The organism is Neobacillus sp. OS1-32 (assembly GCF_030915425.1).
Taxonomy (GTDB): Bacteria; Bacillota; Bacilli; order Bacillales; family Cytobacillaceae; genus Neobacillus; species Neobacillus paridis.
Window position 1 is genome coordinate 3,524,100 of sequence record NZ_CP133263.1, and the last position, 16,638, is coordinate 3,540,737.

Sequence of the window (16,638 nt, forward strand, 5' to 3'; positions counted from 1 at the left end):
CCTATTTATTCAAAAAAAATCATATTTAGACAAAATATTTTTATCCTATTTATAAAAATATATTGTTTTTAGTTTTTAACTGAGTAAAGCGATAGAATCAATAATAATCCAGACTGTTGGCATTTTTTAAATTATTTCAAAAAAACAAATATTAATACTAGACGAACGTAAAATTATTATGTACAATGTTTTCAGAATATTATCTTTTTTGCCAAGACTTCGATTACTAACTTGGGAAAATATTAAAAAATGGGGGTAAAACAATGAGAAAGAAAAAGGTAGCCGGCATTTTTGCATCATTGATGCTAGCGGCAGGGGTAATGGCAGGTTGTAACTCTAGTACAAGCGGTGGAGGAGATAGCAAAGAAGCGGACAAGGGCGGCGAGATTAAAATCGGTGCGAACCTTGAGTTATCCGGCGGGGTTGCTTCTTACGGCCAGTCGATTAAAGAGGGGATCGAATTAGCGTTTGAAGAAATCAACAAAGAAGGTGTCAACGGCAAAAAACTGAAGCTTGTTCCGTATGACAACAAGTCTGATGCACCGGAGGCGATTACCGGGGCAACGAAGTTAACCAGCCAGGATAAAGTTGCAGCGATCATCGGGGCAGCTACAAGCGGAAATACAAAAGCACAGATTGAAATTGCCCAAAGCAATAAAGTACCGCTGTTAACACCGACCGGAACGGCAGAGGATGTAACATTTAAAAACGGCAAGCTGAATGATTTCGTCTTTCGTACCTGCTTCATCGATCCATTCCAAGGGACGGTAGCAGCAAACTTTGCGCTTAATGAGTTAAAGGTTAAGACAGCTGCTATTTTCATCGACAGCTCCAGCGACTATTCGAAAGGCTTAGCGGCATCCTTTAAAGAATTATTCACAAAGGATGGCGGAAAAATTGTCAAGGAAGAAGCTTATGTTGCTAAGGATACTGACTTCCATGCACAGTTAACCAATATTAAAGGGGCAAAACCTGAATTCGTCTTTATTCCAGGTTATTACGAAGAAGTTGGTCTAATCGTGAAACAAGCTCGTGAGTTAGGCATTACCGCACCAATGATGGGGGCTGACGGCTGGGATTCTCCGAAGCTGATTAAACTTGCTGGAAAAGCAGCATTAAACAATACATTTATTACCAACCACTATTCTTCTGGCGATTCTGATCCAAAGGTACAAGAGTTTGTGAAAGCCTTTAAGGCAAAATACAGCGACAAGTCTCCTGATGCCTTTAATGCTTTAGGTTATGACTCCGCTTACTTTATTGCCGATGCCATTAAGCGTGCCGGCAGCGCCGATCCGGAGAAAATTCAAAAGGCACTTGCTGAAACGGACGGCCTTGACCTGGTAACCGGAAAAATGAAACTTGACGATAAGCACAACCCAATCAAATCTGCTGTTATTCTGGAATATGTAAACGGCGAACAAAAATTCAAAACAAAAGTTAATCCATAAAAGAAAAGCGGAAGTTACCGTTTAGCGACGTACGGCCAAGGTTGGACGCTAGTCGCTAGGGACTGGAGCTAGACAAATTTATAATTTTTAAATGAATAGGGAGCATGTCGATGTTCCCTATTCCCTTTAGAAAGGGAGTTGCTTTCATGGAACAACTTATACAGCAGCTGGTAAACGGCATTTCCTTAGGAAGTATTTATGCACTAATTGCTCTCGGTTATACAATGGTATACGGAATCGTCAAGCTCATCAACTTCGCCCATGGGGATGTCTTCATGGTCGGCGCATTTATCGGTTTTTATTCGATTACAGTTATGGATTTAGGTATTTTTCCAGCATTGCTTGTTTCAATGGCGGCCTGTGCCCTGTTCGGTGTCCTGATTGAGCGGATTGCTTATAAACCGCTGCGAAACGCGACCAGGATTGCCGCTTTAATTACGGCGATTGGGGTTTCGCTGTTTATTGAATATGGCACGATTTATATCCGCGGAGCACAGCCGGAAGCTTATCCAGACGGGATAGTTCCGCTCAAGAGTATTGATCTTTTTGGCGTCAGTATCAGCGGCCAGTCGTTGTTAATTCTGGGCGTTGCGATTGTGTTAATGATTTTACTGCAATATATTGTCCATAAAACAAAAATCGGCAAGGCGATGCGGGCTGTTTCCCATGATCAGGATGCCGCAAGATTGATGGGCATTAATGTCGATAATACCATTTCCGCAACGTTTGCGATTGGCTCGGCGCTTGCCGGGGCAGCCGGCGTTGTGTTTGGGATTTACTATACAAAAATCGAACCGTTGATGGGGATCATCCCGGGGTTAAAGGCTTTTGTTGCCGCCGTTTTAGGCGGAATCGGAATTATCCCGGGGGCGATGGTCGGCGGTTTATTGTTGGGTGTGATTGAAGCGCTCGTCAGCGCCGCAGGTTTCTCGCTATGGCGTGATGGAGTGGCGTTTGTCGTATTAATTGTGATTTTAATTTTCCGTCCTGCCGGATTATTTGGAAAAAATGTCAGGGAAAAGGTCTAGGGGGTGGCTTAAGCGATGAAATCAATGAAACATGTAAAAGGTTTTTGGCTCTCAATCGTTTTAGCCATTATTTTTTCCGTTGTGATTCAATTCCTTATTACCGGAGGAACGTTAAATTCATTTTATGTTAACACGCTGTTTTCAATTGGGATTAATATTATTCTAGCAGTCAGCTTGCATTTAATCATCGGCATTACCGGGCAGTTTTCGATTGGACATGCCGGCTTCCTTGCCGTCGGTGCCTATGCGTCGGCGATTATCACGATGAAATTGGCGTTGCCGTTTCCATTAGCCTTGCTTGTCGGCGGGATTGCAGCGGCGTTTGCCGGGCTGGTGATCGGGATTCCGACGTTACGTTTGCGCGGTGACTATTTGGCGATTGCCACGCTCGGTTTCGGCGAGATTATGAAAATTGTTTTCTTAAATATTGATTATGTCGGCGGCGCCAGTGGAATGACGGTGTCTCACCTGACAACATGGCCGTGGTTAATGGCGTGTGTCCTGATTACCATTGTCGTGATTATAAACTTTACCAATTCTACCCATGGAAGGGCCTGCCTCTCGATTCGTGAGAATGAAATTGCCGCCGATGCGATGGGGATTAATACGACGTATTATAAAGTAATGGCGTTTGTCATCGGTGCGTTTTTTGCCGGCGTTGCCGGTGCGCTGCATGCTCATAATTTTTATATTATTCAGCCAGCCAACTTCGGCTTTTTAAAGTCCTTTGATATTTTGATTTTGGTCGTTCTCGGCGGCTTGGGCAGCATGTCCGGTTCGGTTATCGCGGCAATTTTGTTAACAATTATTTCCACATTCCTATCCAATTATCCTGAGGTTCGGATGCTCATTTACAGCCTTGTGCTGATTGTGATGATGCTGTTCCGTCCACAAGGATTAATGGGTACGAAAGAATTTACCGACCTCTTAAAAATCGGCAAAGGCGCTAAAGGAGGTTCTCAAGATGTCAACAAACAAACCATTGCTTAAAGTAGACAATGCTGGGATTCGATTTGGCGGACTGAAGGCCGTTTCTGAAGTCAACCTTGAGCTCCTTAAAGGCGAATTGGTCGGTTTGATTGGGCCAAACGGTGCCGGGAAGACGACTTTTTTCAACCTGTTAACTGGCGTCTATGTGCCGACGGAAGGCAGCATTTTGCTTGACGGGGAAAAATTAAACGGTATGGCTCCCCATAAAATTACCAAAAAAGGGATCAGCCGGACGTTCCAAAACATTCGATTGTTCAATGACTTGTCTGTGCTTGACAATGTCAAGATTGCTTATCACACGCAGGCGAAGCATTCCATTGTCAGCTCGATTCTCCGCCTCCCATCCCATTTTGCCGGTGAGCGCGAAATGGAGGAAAAGGCCATCGACTTTTTAAAAATTTTTAATTTGGATGATGTGCTGTATGAGCAGGCGAAGAACCTGCCCTACGGACAGCAGCGCCGCCTGGAAATTGCCCGGGCGCTGGCGGCAGGGCCGAAGCTGTTGCTTCTCGATGAACCTGCGGCCGGGATGAACCCGCAGGAAACAGAGGAACTGATGAATTTAATCGCCTTGATCCGCGAGAAGTTTGATTTAACGATTTTATTGATTGAGCACGATATGAACCTAGTCATGGGGGTTTGTGAGCGAATCTATGTCCTCGACCACGGCCAGTTGATTGCGCAAGGCACGCCGGTAGAAATCCGAAACAATCCAAAAGTCATCGAAGCCTATCTCGGCGAGGAGGTCTCTTAAATGCTGAAAGTGAATGATATCAATGTTTATTATGGCAATATCCATGCATTGAAAGGAGTAACTCTCGAGATCCATCCCGGTGAAATTGTGACCTTGATTGGTGCGAACGGTGCCGGAAAAAGTACCCTGTTAAAGACGATCTCCGGTTTATTAAAGCCGAAGAGCGGGGAGATTTTGCTTGAGGACGAGCATGTCGCCGGGAAAGTGCCACAGTTAATTGTCAAGCGCGGGATTTCCCACGTCCCTGAAGGCCGCCGTGTGTTTGCCAATATGTCGGTCGAGGAAAACCTGGAGTTAGGCGCTTATTTGCGTAAAGATAAAAACGGCATTCGCGAGGATTTTGAAAAGGTGTATCAGTTGTTCCCGCGCCTCCAGGAACGCCGCAAACAGCTATCAGGGACATTGTCAGGCGGTGAGCAGCAAATGCTGGCAATGGGCCGGGCGTTGATGGCACGGCCACGGCTGCTGCTATTGGACGAACCGTCAATGGGTCTGGCACCGCTCTTGGTTAAAACGATTTTTCGCATCATTGAAGAAATCAATCAAACGGGTACCACGATTCTTTTGGTTGAGCAAAACGCCAATATGGCCTTATCGATTGCCAACCGTGCGTATGTCATTGAGACTGGAAAAATTGTTGCTGCCGGAACCGCGGCAGAGCTGGGTGAGAGTGATCAAATCAGGAAAGCTTATTTGGGCGGACATTGAAAAAGGTATCGGGATTCTCTCCGATACCTTTTTTTAGCCGAAAAGGAAAGCATTAACTTTCCTATTGGGTATAAGCACACAATGGAAAGCTTCGTGAGCAAAGACACCGCAGCCCAAAACCTTTGGGCGAACTGCGCCTCTGCCTTAAAGGCTCGCCAATCGGCGAGTTTTCTTTTTTACAGTTTGGCCTTCCGCTGTTCTGGTTTCAGCTTAAATTGATGGCGCTGCTCCTGGTGCAGCTGGGATTGAATTTTATTGGCATATTCTTGTAAAAGTTGCTCCAAGCCAACCATTGTCAGTGAAAAGATGTTGGCGTAATTCTTCTGTACTTCCCATTTCAGTTCATTTTTACCGCAAATGCTGTAGTTGTTGAGCTGTTCGATTTCCTTGCGTAGCTCTGCCAGTGCTCCTGCCTGGTCGGCCTCGGGGAGCACGAGAATGTGGTCGATTTTTTCAATGTATTCCTGTGATTTGGCGATTTTCCATTGAATTTCTTCGTAGCTGGCTTGGTCAATCAGCTGATAGTTTCGTTTAAATTCGTTCAGCTTTGCCGCCGCTTCATACGTCGCATTGACGATATCATCACGGGTCATTTCATTTGTTTCATAGCTTAGCATATGCTTCCATGACGGCTGGGTAATCGCCTTGCGGTGGTCCTCCAAGCTATGGCACAGCTTTTTGTAGCCGTACATTTCCGGATGCTCAAACGCCGGGCTCGCCGGGTCCAAAAACGGCGCGAGCGGAGCGATAAAGTAATAGATTCGCCGGTCCTCGTGGCAGGCAAGGTGTATTTTTTCACAGAAATCAATATTGGCGATCGCACTTTCGTACGTCTGCCGCGGGATTCCGACCATGAAGAACAGATCAATTTTTTTACAGTTATGCTTTAAAGCGAAATTCAAGGTTTCGATCACTTTGGCATTTGTACAGCTGAATTTCCCGTTATAGCGGCGAATGTTCTCATCATGTGTTTCCAGGGTGATTTCAATGCTGTATTTTGGCACGCTGTCTTCGATCAGTCTGAAATAGTCCTCATCCGCGTACTGGAATAATTCAAACACAATTTCATTTTTCAAATGAAGCTGTTTGACCCGGCTGAAAAACTCTTCGACATACTTGCGGCCCCCCTGCCGTAAGTCATGAAGAATGAAAATTGGTGCCCGGCTAAACCGGGAAATAAACTGAATGTCACTGGCAAGTTTCTCCGGTGACCGCAAGGCCAGTGATTGCCGCTGGCAGTTTTGCTGATAGGCCTCTCGCGAACCGCCGCAGATCAGGCAGTTCTGGGTACAGCCGCGCGCGGTTAACAGCGCGGTGTTGGGATAGTGCAGCCAGCCATTGTATGGCAGCGGATCAAGGATGTTGCGGTATTTAAACACCGAGCGGATCGTGTAGCGGTAGCCAGGAATATCGATATCATCCAGGTCCTTAGGTACGTAGGTCAACGGATTATAGCCGATTTGACCGCCCTTCTTCCAGGTTAAATTGGGAATATCGGCATAATAGGTGTTGCCCATTTCTAATTTATTCATCAACAACAGCATCAGCTTTTCCGTTGAATCGCCGCGCATGACAAAGTCGATAAACGGATACTCGATTAAGTCTTTATGGTAGTAAGTGGCGGATAAGCCGCCAAAAATAATCGGTGTCTCAGGATGCAGTTGTTTCACGATTTTTGCCAGCTCGATGCTGCCGTGCGCATGCGGCAGCCAGTGGAGGTCAATCCCGAATGCCCGGGTCTTGATGTTTTTTAATTTTTTTTCGACATTGAAATCCCGGCTCATCAGCATCCGGTTGGCGATATTAATAATTTTTACCCGCAGTCCGTACCGCTCCAAATAATCTGCGATGCTTGTTAGTCCGATCGGATACATTTCAAATACTGGCGATGACGGCACGACATCGCTGATCGGACCAGCCAGTACAGAACTTTTCCGAAAGTCGTAGACACTTGGCGCATGCAGCAGTACTAAATCATAGCTCATTTGTAACAACACTCCTATATATTATGAATAATCCACTTGTGACGCCTTTCACAAATAGGAATCAACTATTTACAGGTTAATAACTGTAACTTCGTTGGGAAAAATGGTCCTTGATTCCAATTAATATAAGTTTACTATAATCATTGTTTGATAAAGTGACAAATGGGTGACAAAATAGCGGTGAATTTGTGGAAATTTGCCGGGGATTCGGCTGGTTCTTGTATGACTAGAAGGGGCCGGCAAAATACTGCTATAATAGAAAGTAATTTTTTGAACAAAAGGATGAGGCAAAATGGCACATGCAAAAACTAACGCAATGCGGCTGCTCGATACACACAAAATCAGCTATGAGGTCCTGATATATGATCATAAGGATGAAAAAATTGATGGGATTTCTGTGGCTGCAAAAATTGGCAAGGATCCAAAAGAGGTCTATAAAACGCTCGTCGCCCAAGGGGCAAGCAGGAATATTTATGTGTTTGTCATTCCGGTGGCGGAGGAATTGGATTTGAAAAAGGCTGCCAAAGCAGCTGGTGAGAAAAACATGGAAATGGTGCCGGTCAAGGATATTCAAAAATGGACCGGCTATATCCGCGGCGGCTGTTCACCGATCGGGATGAAGAAACAGTACCGCACCTTTATTGATGAAAGCTGCCTGCCGCTCGACTCGATCGTTGTCAGCGCCGGAAAAATCGGCATGCAGGTGGTGCTGGGGCCCGGTCAACTGAAGGAAATCACCGGAGCGGAAATTGTTAATTTGACGAAATGAAAAATTTTCTGGGCATTCACCTATAAGAAACTCCTGCATAAGATAGGGTGAAAAATCATTGAGGTTCTCATCTGTGCAGATATTTGTTAACAAAGGGAGTGTCGACGAATGCCAGGAAAAATCAAAAATTATTTTGCAGGCGGTAATACAGCCAGAGGCTTCCACAATTTGTATGATTCCAATCTTCAAGGGTTGAATCGGATCTTTATTTTAAAAGGCGGGCCGGGAACGGGAAAGTCCTCGCTGATGAAAAACATCGCTAAAGAGTGGCTGGAAAAGGGCTATGATATTGAATTATTACATTGCTCCTCCGATAATAACTCGATTGATGGGGTGCTGATTCCTGCACTAAAGGTCGGTATTGTTGACGGCACTGCACCGCATGTGATTGAGCCGAAAGCACCGGGGGCCGTGGAAGAGTACATTAATTTAGGCGAAGCCTGGGATGCCAAGGCACTTGCCGCCCGGAAAAAGGCAATTGAAAAGCTGAGCAAGCAAATCAGCGAGTCGTTTGAACAGGCTTATGCGACCTTTAAACAGGCGTTAGAAGTGCATGATGATTGGGAAAAAATCTATATTAACAGTATGGACTTTCAAAAAGCGGATCAGTTGACGAACAAATTAATCGAGTCGTTTTTTGGAAAAATGAAGCTGAATAAACCATCCGATGTCCGTCACCGCTTTTTAGGGGCAGCGACTCCAATGGGAGCAGTGGATTTTGTCCCGAACTTAACCGAAGACATCCCCAAGCGTTACTTTATAAAGGGACGTCCCGGTTCAGGGAAATCCACCCTGCTGAAAAAGCTGGCAGCTGCAGCCGAGGAGCGCGGCATCGATGTGGAAATTTATCATTGCGGCTTTGATCCGAACAGCTTGGATATGCTGATTTTCCGGGAATTAGGCATTGCCATTTTTGACAGCACCGCCCCCCATGAATATTTTCCGAGCCGCGATGGCGATGAAATTATCGATATGTACGAAATTTTGATCGAGCCGGGAACCGACGATATTTTTGCCGACATTATCAGCAAAATCTCCGCGCAATATAAAAGGAAAATGGCCGAGGCCACCTCATACCTCGCCAAAGCCAAAGAACTTCATGACGAACTCGAAGCCATCTATGTTGCCGCCATGGACTTTTCGGTTGTCGAACAAATCCAGCGAAAAATTGAAGCCGAGATAGAGGAAATCGCGAAAGACTAATTTAAAAACGCAACTGGATTTTCACCAGTTGCGTTTTTATTTCTTCTTGTCACCTATATTGTTATTCAAATAATTGGGTCTGAACCGATCATCATCTCTTGCTGAATAAACAAAACTTACCCCAATTGCAGCAGTACCCAAAATGGAACCTACACTATAAGCAAAGATATGATACCCTAAAATAAAACTAATAATTGTTACACCTAATAAGAATAACAAAAGATAAAGAAAGATCTTGCCCATAAATCAACCTCCTCTTTTCCCTATAATACCATATACGGAAAAATTACCCGAAAGTTTCAGCGTTTTTATACGAATAAAGCATTTTTTTAATTTCTGTAAAAAAGGCAATTTAAACTAAAAGGGTAATAGGGAAAAATCGATTTCACCATTTTTAATATACTTATTAGTCCGGTGTCAGGCACCATGTGAAAAATTCACATAGTGCCTGACACCCTTTTTACTTATGCGGATTGGTTTTGCTTTGCTGGCTCTTGTTGCGTTTGTTGCCTTTGCTGTTGTCCCCGCTGACAAATTCAGCGGTAAATTCCTCTCCCATCTGTCTTGCCTGCGGTGAATTTTGATTGCGGCTGCCTTTGTTGAATTTCTTGGTCATCCTGATTGCTCCTTTCGATTAATTGCTATTGATAGTTTGGCGGCTATTGTCTGCTTTATTCTCCAATTAAAAAGGTTATTTTAGGAAAAAAGAGAATACTTTAATATGCTATTTTTTATAAAGGACTGATCGATCATGCCAATTAACATTGCCCCGTTAACAAGTCTTTTTAAGGCAAACCAAAACCCGGCCAATGCCGAACAAATGGAACGATATATGAAGAACCGCTTTCCCTTCTTTGGAATTAAGACGCCACAACGAAGAGAGATTGAAAAGCGATTTTTTCAAGAGACGGGAATAGTAAAAGAGCCGTTTCATCATGAATTAGTCCTGGAACTTTGGCAAATGCAACAACGGGAATATCAATATGCGGCTTTAACCTATATTGAAAAATCATTAAGTAAGCTGCAAAAAAGTGATGTAGCACTGATGGAAACTTTGATTACAACAAAATCTTGGTGGGATACGGTTGATGCCCTTGCTGCAAAGCCAGTTGGAAACATTGCGCAAAAGTTCCCGGAAGTTGTCGATGAGACGATTGATGGCTGGGCGACTCATGACAATATGTGGCTACGGCGGACGGCAATTCTTTTTCAATTAAAATATAAACAAGCGACAAATGAAGAGAGGTTGTATCAATACATCCGATTAAATGCCGCCAGCAAGGAATTTTTTATCCAAAAGGCGATTGGCTGGGCATTAAGGGAGTATTCCAAGACAAATCCGCTGTCTGTTAAGGGATTTATCGAGGGGAGTCGTTTAGCTCCGCTGAGTGTGAGGGAAGGCAGCAAGTATTTGTCTTGAGGCTCGATGCAGGAACAATTCGGAGAAAAATGGTAAAATACCGGTATTATTTATTTAAAGGGTGAAACAGAATGATAAAATGTATTGCTATCGATATGGATGGAACCTTGTTAAATTCGATGCAGGAAATACCCGAGGGAAATAAACAGGCGATTCTAAAAGCACAATCCCAAGGGGTTGAGGTGGTTGTGGCAACGGGCCGATCCTATCAGGAGGCCACCTATGTCCTGCATGCCGCTGGCTTGAGCTGCCCGGTGATTTGTGTGAATGGCGCTGAGGTCCGCTCTAAGGAAGGGGATGTGATTTCGGCCAACCCGATTCCGAAACAACTGGCCCGCGAGACAGCGGCGAAACTGTCGGAGAATGATATTTATTTCGAAGTTTATACCAATCATGGTGCCTACTCGACAGATGCCGATAAAGCTGTTTCTACTCTTGTTGATATTGTGATGAGCGCTAACCCCGAAGCGGATCGTGATGAAATTACTGTTGCGGCGGGGGCAAGGGTGCGCGACGGCTTGATCCACATGGTAGAGGACTATGAGCAGCTATTTGTCGATGACGAGAAGATGATTTATAAATTTCTCGCTTATTCCTTTGAGGACCCTGGCAGACTGAAGGCAGCCAGCACCGCCCTTGCAGTATATGATGAGTTAGAGGTCACTAAATCAGGTTATGAAAATATTGAAATTACCTATAAAAAGGCGCAGAAGGGGATGGCCCTCGAGGCGTTTACGAAGGCGATGGACATTGCCTTAGCGGATACGATGGCCATCGGTGATAATTTTAATGATATTTCGATGCTGGAAAAGGCCGGCCGCGCGGTGGCAATGGGCAATGCCAGTGATGAAATTAAAGCGCTTTGCGATGTTGTTACCGACACCAATGAGAACAGCGGCGTGGGCAAGGCAATTCTTGAAGTGTTGTAGGTTGAGGGAGAAATCGAGCTCGGAATTTCAAAGAATGAAGGACAAACCGATTATAGTCTTTTTTAAGAAGAATAAAGGACAAAACGGTCTTGGAATTTGGGGGAAATGTCTTTCATCGGGTGGATGAAGGACAAAAGGAGCTTGGAAATTAGGGGAAATGTCTTTCATCGGGTGGATGAAGGACAAAAGGAGCTTGGAAATTAGGGGAAATGTCTTTCATCAGGTGGATGAAGGACAAAAGAATCATAAAATATAGGGGAAATGTCCTTCACCAGGCGGATGAAGTATTAAAGGAGCTTGGAAATTGTAGGGGATGTCCTTCATAAAGAAAAGGGGGTATCTGTTGTTGGGGCGGATCGGGTCTATTTTTCTAACGCTGGTTTTGCTATTGTCCGGTTGTTCTTTTTTCGAAAAAAAGCAGACACAGGAGCCTGATAGAGACGCGGTTGATGTCCAACAGGAAGTGGAAGTGTTGGCAGAAAATTTATCGGTTCCCTGGTCTATTGATCGAGTAAATCAAACTTTCTACATCAGTGAGCGGACGGGAAGTATTGTCAAAATTACTAACCGCAAAATCGAACGGCAGCGTGTACACTTGGAAAAACCATTGGCTGAAGCGGCAGAGGCCGGTTTGCTTGGCTTTGTATTAGACCCGCAGTTTTCCGAAAATCACAAGGCCTATGCGTACTATACTTATCGGGATGAAAAGAAGGGACAGTTTAATCGTGTCGTTGTCTTGAGGACGAATGGCAACGAGTGGACAGAAGCCGCCATCCTTCTTGACAGGATTCCAAGCGCCGCTTATCACCACGGCGGCAGGTTAAAAATAGGTCCGGACCGCAAACTATACATTACAACAGGAGATGCTACTGAACCGGATTTAGCCCAGAATGTAAAGTCGTTAAATGGAAAAGTTTTGCGAATGAATTTGGATGGTTCGATTCCCGCGGATAATCCATTTCCAGGGTCATCTGTTTTTAGCTACGGTCACCGTAATCCACAGGGCCTGGCTTGGCTTGGTTCGAGGTTGTATGCCAGTGAGCATGGGCAGTCGGCGCATGATGAAATTAATATGATCAAATCAGGTATGAATTACGGCTGGCCAGTCATTCAAGGGCAGGCTAAGAAAGCGGGGATGGTGACGCCGTTGTTTCAATCAGGTGAGAAAACCTGGGCGCCTTCCGGGATGGCTGCATCCAATGGTAAGCTTTACGTCGCAGCACTAAGGGGCAATGCGGTATTTAGGTTTGATTTAGCACGGATGCGGATGAAACCGGTGATAACGGGTTTAGGAAGAATCCGCGATATTTTTGTAGATGGTGAGTATCTGTATTTTATCAGCAACAATACTGATGGCCGCGGAAATCCTGATGAAACTGATGATAAATTATATCGGGTATTGTTGAAAAATGGTAATTAAGATTTTGGCGGAATGTCTATCAGACAAAACGATTCAGCAAATGTATCGAACTGTCCCATAGGGAAATCCTATGGGACAAAACTGTGTGGAAAAAGAGTAGAAGTGTCCCATAGCAAAGCTCTATGGGACACAAGCGGGTGAAAAAAGAGTCGAACTGTCCCATAGGGAGGACCTATAGGACAAACCGATCGAAGAAACCAGTCAAACTGTCTTTAATAAAGCCTCTTAAGGACAAAATTCCCCGTAAAATCAACCATACTGTCCTTAAAAGGTTTAACAAAACTTCAAACCTGTTCCCAAGGCTACCGTCTTCAACTCCAGCGGTTATGTGATAAACGATAGGTAGCAGATAACTAGCAACAAACTTACAAAATCTCAATCTTTAGCGAATTCACCTCGGAAACGACGAGGTCTTCGTATTTTTGCTGTGCCAGGTAGAGGAGATCCTGCTCGCCGGCCTTAGGATTTTCCTGTTTAACTTGCGCCTTTACATCCTCTTGAACTTTCGAGGCGAGGACAATCAGCTTGTACTGCTGTTTTTCCATTGTCCAAAATTTCTTCTCACCGTAAGCCTTGATCAATTTCATTGCCGAACCATATTCGCGATATTGCCCGCGAGCTCGGGTAACCGCCTGGGTAACCTCGGCATCAGCAGCTTTATGGCCCTTCTCTTCAGCAAGCAGCGCCATCGCGTGCAAACGGATCATTTGCGTCAGCAGCTGATTCCGATCTTCAGCTAGTTTCGACTGTGAATCTAAATAGGTTAATTCCTCCTCTAACTGTTTGCCGCTATATTGCTTTTTCGCCGCCTCGCGGTTAATCGCAAGCTGAAGCTGGTTGATGAATTTATAAAAAGCAAGGTCGTCAGCGGTAATCCACTCGCCGTTAATTTTGGCAACTCCCTTTGGTTTTTCCACATTCAAATTCATAACCTTTTCGGTCTTTTTGCCGTCTTTCTCAAGGGTGAAGGCCGCCTCATATTTTCCGGTCATCGGCAGCTGCACCTTGCCGGAATAGATGCCCTTCTTCCCCTCGGTAAATGTTATTTGAGCAGTGCCGTGATCCATATTGGCCATTGATAATTCTGCCGTCACAGTTAAGCCCGTAACCGCCTTATCGCCTTCAGTTACCTTCACCTCAATGGGTGACGCCTTATCTTGTTGAAAATAAGGCTTATTTGTGATTTTAACCGTATAATCGGGGCTTGAACTGCAGCCGGCCAGCACCGCGGCGGCCAGCAGCACTACAAACAAAATCCGTTTCATTCCTGATAACCTCCCAAATGATGTGTTTCCAAAAATTCTTCAACCGTGTATTTTGTCATTTTTCCATCGTCTAAATAGGCAACATGGGTGCACACTTGGCGGATTTCATCGAGATGGTGCGAGGAGAGGAGGATTGTTTTACCATGCAACGACTTTAATACCTCTAAGATTTCCTTGCGCCCCAACGGATCGATGCCGCTCGTCGGCTCATCAAGAATCAAAATATCGGCATCCTGATAGAGCGTAATCGCCAGACCTAACCGCTGCAGCATTCCTTTTGAGTACTTCTTCACTTGGACATCGCGGTCATCCCAGAGGCGCACCGACTGCAGTATCTGTTCCATCCGCCCAAGATCCGCCGAACCCACAACCGCCTCGGCAAAAAATGTCATATTTTCAAGCCCGGTCAAGCTGGGGTAGAGCATGAATTTTTCCGGCAGATAGGCAATCGCTTTTTTCCACTTGACATTTTTCTTTGTGACTTCAATGTCATTAATTGTAATTTTTCCTTGCTTCACCGGTAGAAGCCCCAACAGGCTGTTAATAAAAGTAGATTTGCCGGCGCCGTTTCTACCAACAAGGGCGCAAGTTTCAGTTTTGCCGATTTCCACGGAGATAGCATCGAGGACCCGTTTTTTTCCGTAGGATTGGCTCAATTGTTCGACTTTAATCATTATTCAACCCCCTCCTTGCGGTTGAAGGCAATCGCTATGCCTATGGAAGCGGCAAGCCAGACCACCAGATTCCCCAGTAAAAAGAACACCGGCTTCGTCCACATGAAGGCCTGCAGCAGCCGCGACATGTGACCGAAGGAATAAACTCCGATGCCGGTTTCGAGAAACATTCGCACGGCCGCAAGCGGATTTAAAAAGTAACATATGGAAAATAGTTTCACAGATTCATAGCTAACCTTCGGCAGGAACGACAACAGGATGAAATCATGCAAAAAGAAAAAGTAAAACCAGACAAAAATCGCGCTTCCGATAATCTGCATCCGTGAGCGGGAAAAACTGCCGATTGCCGTGCCCATCTGCATAAATACCAGTGCCATCGACATGATCGAAAGCAGAAAAATCACATACGACTTAAGATCAAGCTGGAATTGAAACTTCAACAGTAACAGGTAGATGAAAAACCACACGAGCAAAGGCACTAACACTACCGCATAGAGCGCGAGGCTTTTTCGCAGCAGGAAGCTGGCAAAGCTGTCTTTTTTCGTCAGCAGCATGATCAGCGTCTTTTGCTCTTTTTCTTGAAAAATCGAAAAGGCACCGATGAACAGGCAAAGGATCGGAATAAAATAAATGATGGCATCAAACAAATTGATCAGTAGAATGTAAAAGCCTTTGTCAAATGAAAGGGCCGTGGAACGAAACAGGATGCTGACTGAAATCAGCCCAATGATGCTCAAAGAAAGCCAAAGCCCCTTACCCCTTATGTTTTCCTTCCATTCCTTCCAAATGTAATGCATATTTTCGTCTCCCCTTTATGAAGATCAACACCGCCGCCGCAAGTCCGATGACGATCCAGACGACCACATGATGGCTGTTATTTTTCGAAACGAGCGGGTGCGAATCTCGAAACATGACTTCATTTTCGTTCAGAGTGGCGTTGATTTTTTCATAGATTTTAATCGCCGGGCTTTTTAAAAATAACGTCGTTAATTCCTGATCCTCCATTAGTTGGTGGAGGCTGGAATAGTAAGTTATCGGAAAATCCCCGATGCCGTCCTGATTTAAGTCGGTGAGCGGAAACGATCTGCCCCAGTCGTTGCCGAAGCCTTTCTTGCTCCAGACATTGCGCTCGCCTTTGCCGCCAATCGTGACAGCGGGAATGGTGTTTTCGGAAATTCGGTTTAAGGTAAATATTTCATCATTGGAACTAGCCCACAGCTCAATTCCAATTTGATTTTGGACAATGCGGTTATTTTTGAAAAAATTCCTCGTGGCTTGGTCAATGTACAAGCCGCGCTGGTTCATATAAAACGTATTATCTTCGATTCTGTTATCATTGGCCTGCAGCAAGAGGAGGCCGAATGATTGATTGCCATAGTTGATGATAAATTGATTGTCTTTTAGAGTCAGATGATTCGAGTTCATGACGGCGGCGCCGCCTTCGTTCATGGTAAACGTATTGCCTTTAAACATATTGCCGTCGGAGTACATATAATGCAGCCCGTAGCGGGTATTGCTGATATGATTGTCATAGCTTTGGTTGTGGTTGGCATAGTCGAAGAACATCCCGTCACGGGTGCCTTCAATCGTGTTATGAGAGAGGAGATTGTCCTCGGCATACCAAATATGAAGCCCGTTGCCTTGGGCGGCGATTTCTCCCTTGCCAAGTCCCTTTATGTTGCAGTAACGAACGGTGTTGTGGAAGGCTTTGCTTAAATAAATGCCGTGGAAGGAATCGCGGACCCGGATATGCTCGATCACATTGTGGTTCGTGTAGACCTTGACCGCGGCATATTCTTCGGCAGAGTTGCGATTCATGCTGCTGCCTTCCACCGTGAAATGGCTTAAGGTTACCTGCGGTGCCTTCACACTGATGACGTTGCCGGTGCTGTCGCCCTTAATCACGGTATGTTTTTGGCCGACGAGTGTCAGCGGTTTGTTAATGACGATATTGCCTTGATATGTTTTGTTCTCAAGCTTCAAAACCGCTCCTGCTTTCATGGAGTCGATTTTCGCTTGCAAATTCTCGGCTGCCATATTTT

The 16,638-nt window shown here is 45.0% G+C and carries 17 protein-coding genes; 10 read left to right on the forward strand and 7 right to left on the reverse strand.

The window, feature by feature from the left end; genetic code table 11:
* Positions 1–263: 263 nt before the first annotated feature.
* From RCG24_RS17480 to RCG24_RS17500, 5 genes are all read left to right on the forward strand, one after another.
* Entirely contained in the window at positions 264–1,451 is a 1,188-nt protein-coding gene (locus RCG24_RS17480; protein WP_202654488.1) for an ABC transporter substrate-binding protein, read from the forward strand.
* A 146-nt stretch (positions 1,452–1,597) separates the two neighbouring features.
* Complete coding sequence (locus tag RCG24_RS17485) at positions 1,598–2,479, forward strand: branched-chain amino acid ABC transporter permease (RefSeq protein ID WP_202654487.1); 882 nt, start codon at positions 1,598–1,600, stop codon at positions 2,477–2,479.
* 15 nt (positions 2,480–2,494) lie between these two features.
* Positions 2,495–3,469: a branched-chain amino acid ABC transporter permease gene (locus RCG24_RS17490; RefSeq protein WP_202654486.1), complete on the forward strand. Its 975-nt coding sequence runs from the start codon at positions 2,495–2,497 to the stop codon at positions 3,467–3,469.
* Positions 3,444–4,223, forward strand: a complete 780-nt coding sequence (locus tag RCG24_RS17495) for an ABC transporter ATP-binding protein (protein ID WP_202654485.1) — start codon at positions 3,444–3,446, stop codon at positions 4,221–4,223. Before RCG24_RS17490 ends, RCG24_RS17495 begins: the two co-directional genes overlap by 26 nt.
* Positions 4,224–4,931 (forward strand): ABC transporter ATP-binding protein, encoded by a 708-nt coding sequence (locus tag RCG24_RS17500; protein WP_202654484.1) that lies wholly within the window; start codon positions 4,224–4,226, stop codon positions 4,929–4,931. It begins immediately after the preceding gene.
* Between the two features lie 176 nt (positions 4,932–5,107).
* On the opposite strand, the gene RCG24_RS17505 is transcribed toward RCG24_RS17500, so the two are convergent.
* On the reverse strand, positions 5,108–6,916 hold the full coding sequence (locus RCG24_RS17505; protein WP_308077597.1) for a TIGR04190 family B12-binding domain/radical SAM domain protein: 1,809 nt from the start codon (positions 6,914–6,916) through the stop codon (positions 5,108–5,110).
* A 292-nt stretch (positions 6,917–7,208) separates the two neighbouring features.
* Here RCG24_RS17505 and ybaK point away from each other — a divergent pair, with 292 nt between their 5' ends.
* Entirely contained in the window at positions 7,209–7,685 is a 477-nt protein-coding gene (gene ybaK, locus RCG24_RS17510; protein ID WP_202654482.1) for a Cys-tRNA(Pro) deacylase, read from the forward strand.
* 108 nt (positions 7,686–7,793) lie between these two features.
* Positions 7,794–8,888: a PRK06851 family protein gene (locus tag RCG24_RS17515; RefSeq protein WP_308077598.1), complete on the forward strand. Its 1,095-nt coding sequence runs from the start codon at positions 7,794–7,796 to the stop codon at positions 8,886–8,888.
* 36 nt (positions 8,889–8,924) lie between these two features.
* On the opposite strand, the gene RCG24_RS17520 is transcribed toward RCG24_RS17515, so the two are convergent.
* Positions 8,925–9,131: a hypothetical protein gene (locus RCG24_RS17520; RefSeq protein ID WP_202654480.1), complete on the reverse strand. Its 207-nt coding sequence runs from the start codon at positions 9,129–9,131 to the stop codon at positions 8,925–8,927.
* Between the two features lie 217 nt (positions 9,132–9,348).
* Positions 9,349–9,504: a hypothetical protein gene (locus RCG24_RS17525; protein ID WP_308077599.1), complete on the reverse strand. Its 156-nt coding sequence runs from the start codon at positions 9,502–9,504 to the stop codon at positions 9,349–9,351.
* Between the two features lie 135 nt (positions 9,505–9,639).
* Here RCG24_RS17525 and RCG24_RS17530 point away from each other — a divergent pair, with 135 nt between their 5' ends.
* The 3 genes from RCG24_RS17530 (at position 9,640) to RCG24_RS17540 (ending at position 12,657) form a co-directional block, all read left to right on the forward strand.
* A complete protein-coding gene (locus tag RCG24_RS17530; protein WP_202654478.1) occupies positions 9,640–10,308 on the forward strand; it encodes a DNA alkylation repair protein in 669 nt (222 codons plus the stop codon).
* A 71-nt stretch (positions 10,309–10,379) separates the two neighbouring features.
* Positions 10,380–11,237 (forward strand): Cof-type HAD-IIB family hydrolase, encoded by an 858-nt coding sequence (locus RCG24_RS17535; protein ID WP_308077600.1) that lies wholly within the window; start codon positions 10,380–10,382, stop codon positions 11,235–11,237.
* Positions 11,238–11,583: 346 nt separating this feature from the next.
* The gene (locus RCG24_RS17540) at positions 11,584–12,657 is read left to right on the forward strand and encodes a PQQ-dependent sugar dehydrogenase (protein WP_235888095.1); all 1,074 of its coding nucleotides are present in this window, start codon (positions 11,584–11,586) and stop codon (positions 12,655–12,657) included.
* A gap of 365 nt (positions 12,658–13,022) precedes the next feature.
* Here RCG24_RS17540 and RCG24_RS17545 read toward each other — a convergent pair whose 3' ends face one another.
* The 4 genes from RCG24_RS17545 to nosD are packed head-to-tail and all read right to left on the reverse strand — an operon-like array spanning position 13,023 to position 16,633.
* Positions 13,023–13,922 carry a FixH family protein gene (locus RCG24_RS17545; RefSeq protein WP_202654475.1) on the reverse strand — a complete coding sequence of 300 codons (900 nt, stop codon included), beginning with the start codon at positions 13,920–13,922 and terminating at the stop codon, positions 13,023–13,025.
* A complete protein-coding gene (locus tag RCG24_RS17550; protein ID WP_308077601.1) occupies positions 13,919–14,596 on the reverse strand; it encodes an ABC transporter ATP-binding protein in 678 nt (225 codons plus the stop codon). Before RCG24_RS17550 ends, RCG24_RS17545 begins: the two co-directional genes overlap by 4 nt.
* Positions 14,596–15,393: an ABC transporter permease gene (locus RCG24_RS17555; RefSeq protein WP_202654473.1), complete on the reverse strand. Its 798-nt coding sequence runs from the start codon at positions 15,391–15,393 to the stop codon at positions 14,596–14,598. Before RCG24_RS17555 ends, RCG24_RS17550 begins: the two co-directional genes overlap by 1 nt.
* The gene (gene nosD, locus RCG24_RS17560) at positions 15,350–16,633 is read right to left on the reverse strand and encodes a nitrous oxide reductase family maturation protein NosD (RefSeq protein WP_308077602.1); all 1,284 of its coding nucleotides are present in this window, start codon (positions 16,631–16,633) and stop codon (positions 15,350–15,352) included. The genes RCG24_RS17555 and nosD overlap by 44 nt, the downstream gene beginning before the upstream one ends.
* Positions 16,634–16,638 lie beyond the last annotated feature (5 nt).

What these genes read in the sequence shown, in the direction of transcription:
- ybaK (WP_202654482.1), top strand. Translation starts at nt 7,209, where the DNA reads ATGGCACATGCAAAAACTAACGCAATGCGGCTGCTCGATACACACAAA.
- RCG24_RS17515 (WP_308077598.1), top strand. Translation starts at nt 7,794, where the DNA reads ATGCCAGGAAAAATCAAAAATTATTTTGCAGGCGGTAATACAGCCAGA.
- RCG24_RS17480 (WP_202654488.1), top strand. Translation starts at nt 264, where the DNA reads ATGAGAAAGAAAAAGGTAGCCGGCATTTTTGCATCATTGATGCTAGCG.
- RCG24_RS17545 (WP_202654475.1), bottom strand. Translation starts at nt 13,922, where the DNA reads ATGAAACGGATTTTGTTTGTAGTGCTGCTGGCCGCCGCGGTGCTGGCC.
- RCG24_RS17505 (WP_308077597.1), bottom strand. Translation starts at nt 6,916, where the DNA reads ATGAGCTATGATTTAGTACTGCTGCATGCGCCAAGTGTCTACGACTTT.
- RCG24_RS17535 (WP_308077600.1), top strand. Translation starts at nt 10,380, where the DNA reads ATGATAAAATGTATTGCTATCGATATGGATGGAACCTTGTTAAATTCG.
- RCG24_RS17555 (WP_202654473.1), bottom strand. Translation starts at nt 15,393, where the DNA reads ATGCATTACATTTGGAAGGAATGGAAGGAAAACATAAGGGGTAAGGGG.
- RCG24_RS17530 (WP_202654478.1), top strand. Translation starts at nt 9,640, where the DNA reads ATGCCAATTAACATTGCCCCGTTAACAAGTCTTTTTAAGGCAAACCAA.
- RCG24_RS17490 (WP_202654486.1), top strand. Translation starts at nt 2,495, where the DNA reads ATGAAATCAATGAAACATGTAAAAGGTTTTTGGCTCTCAATCGTTTTA.
- nosD (WP_308077602.1), bottom strand. Translation starts at nt 16,633, where the DNA reads ATGGCAGCCGAGAATTTGCAAGCGAAAATCGACTCCATGAAAGCAGGA.
- RCG24_RS17500 (WP_202654484.1), top strand. Translation starts at nt 4,224, where the DNA reads ATGCTGAAAGTGAATGATATCAATGTTTATTATGGCAATATCCATGCA.
- RCG24_RS17485 (WP_202654487.1), top strand. Translation starts at nt 1,598, where the DNA reads ATGGAACAACTTATACAGCAGCTGGTAAACGGCATTTCCTTAGGAAGT.
- RCG24_RS17525 (WP_308077599.1), bottom strand. Translation starts at nt 9,504, where the DNA reads ATGACCAAGAAATTCAACAAAGGCAGCCGCAATCAAAATTCACCGCAG.
- RCG24_RS17550 (WP_308077601.1), bottom strand. Translation starts at nt 14,596, where the DNA reads ATGATTAAAGTCGAACAATTGAGCCAATCCTACGGAAAAAAACGGGTC.
- RCG24_RS17495 (WP_202654485.1), top strand. Translation starts at nt 3,444, where the DNA reads ATGTCAACAAACAAACCATTGCTTAAAGTAGACAATGCTGGGATTCGA.
- RCG24_RS17520 (WP_202654480.1), bottom strand. Translation starts at nt 9,131, where the DNA reads ATGGGCAAGATCTTTCTTTATCTTTTGTTATTCTTATTAGGTGTAACA.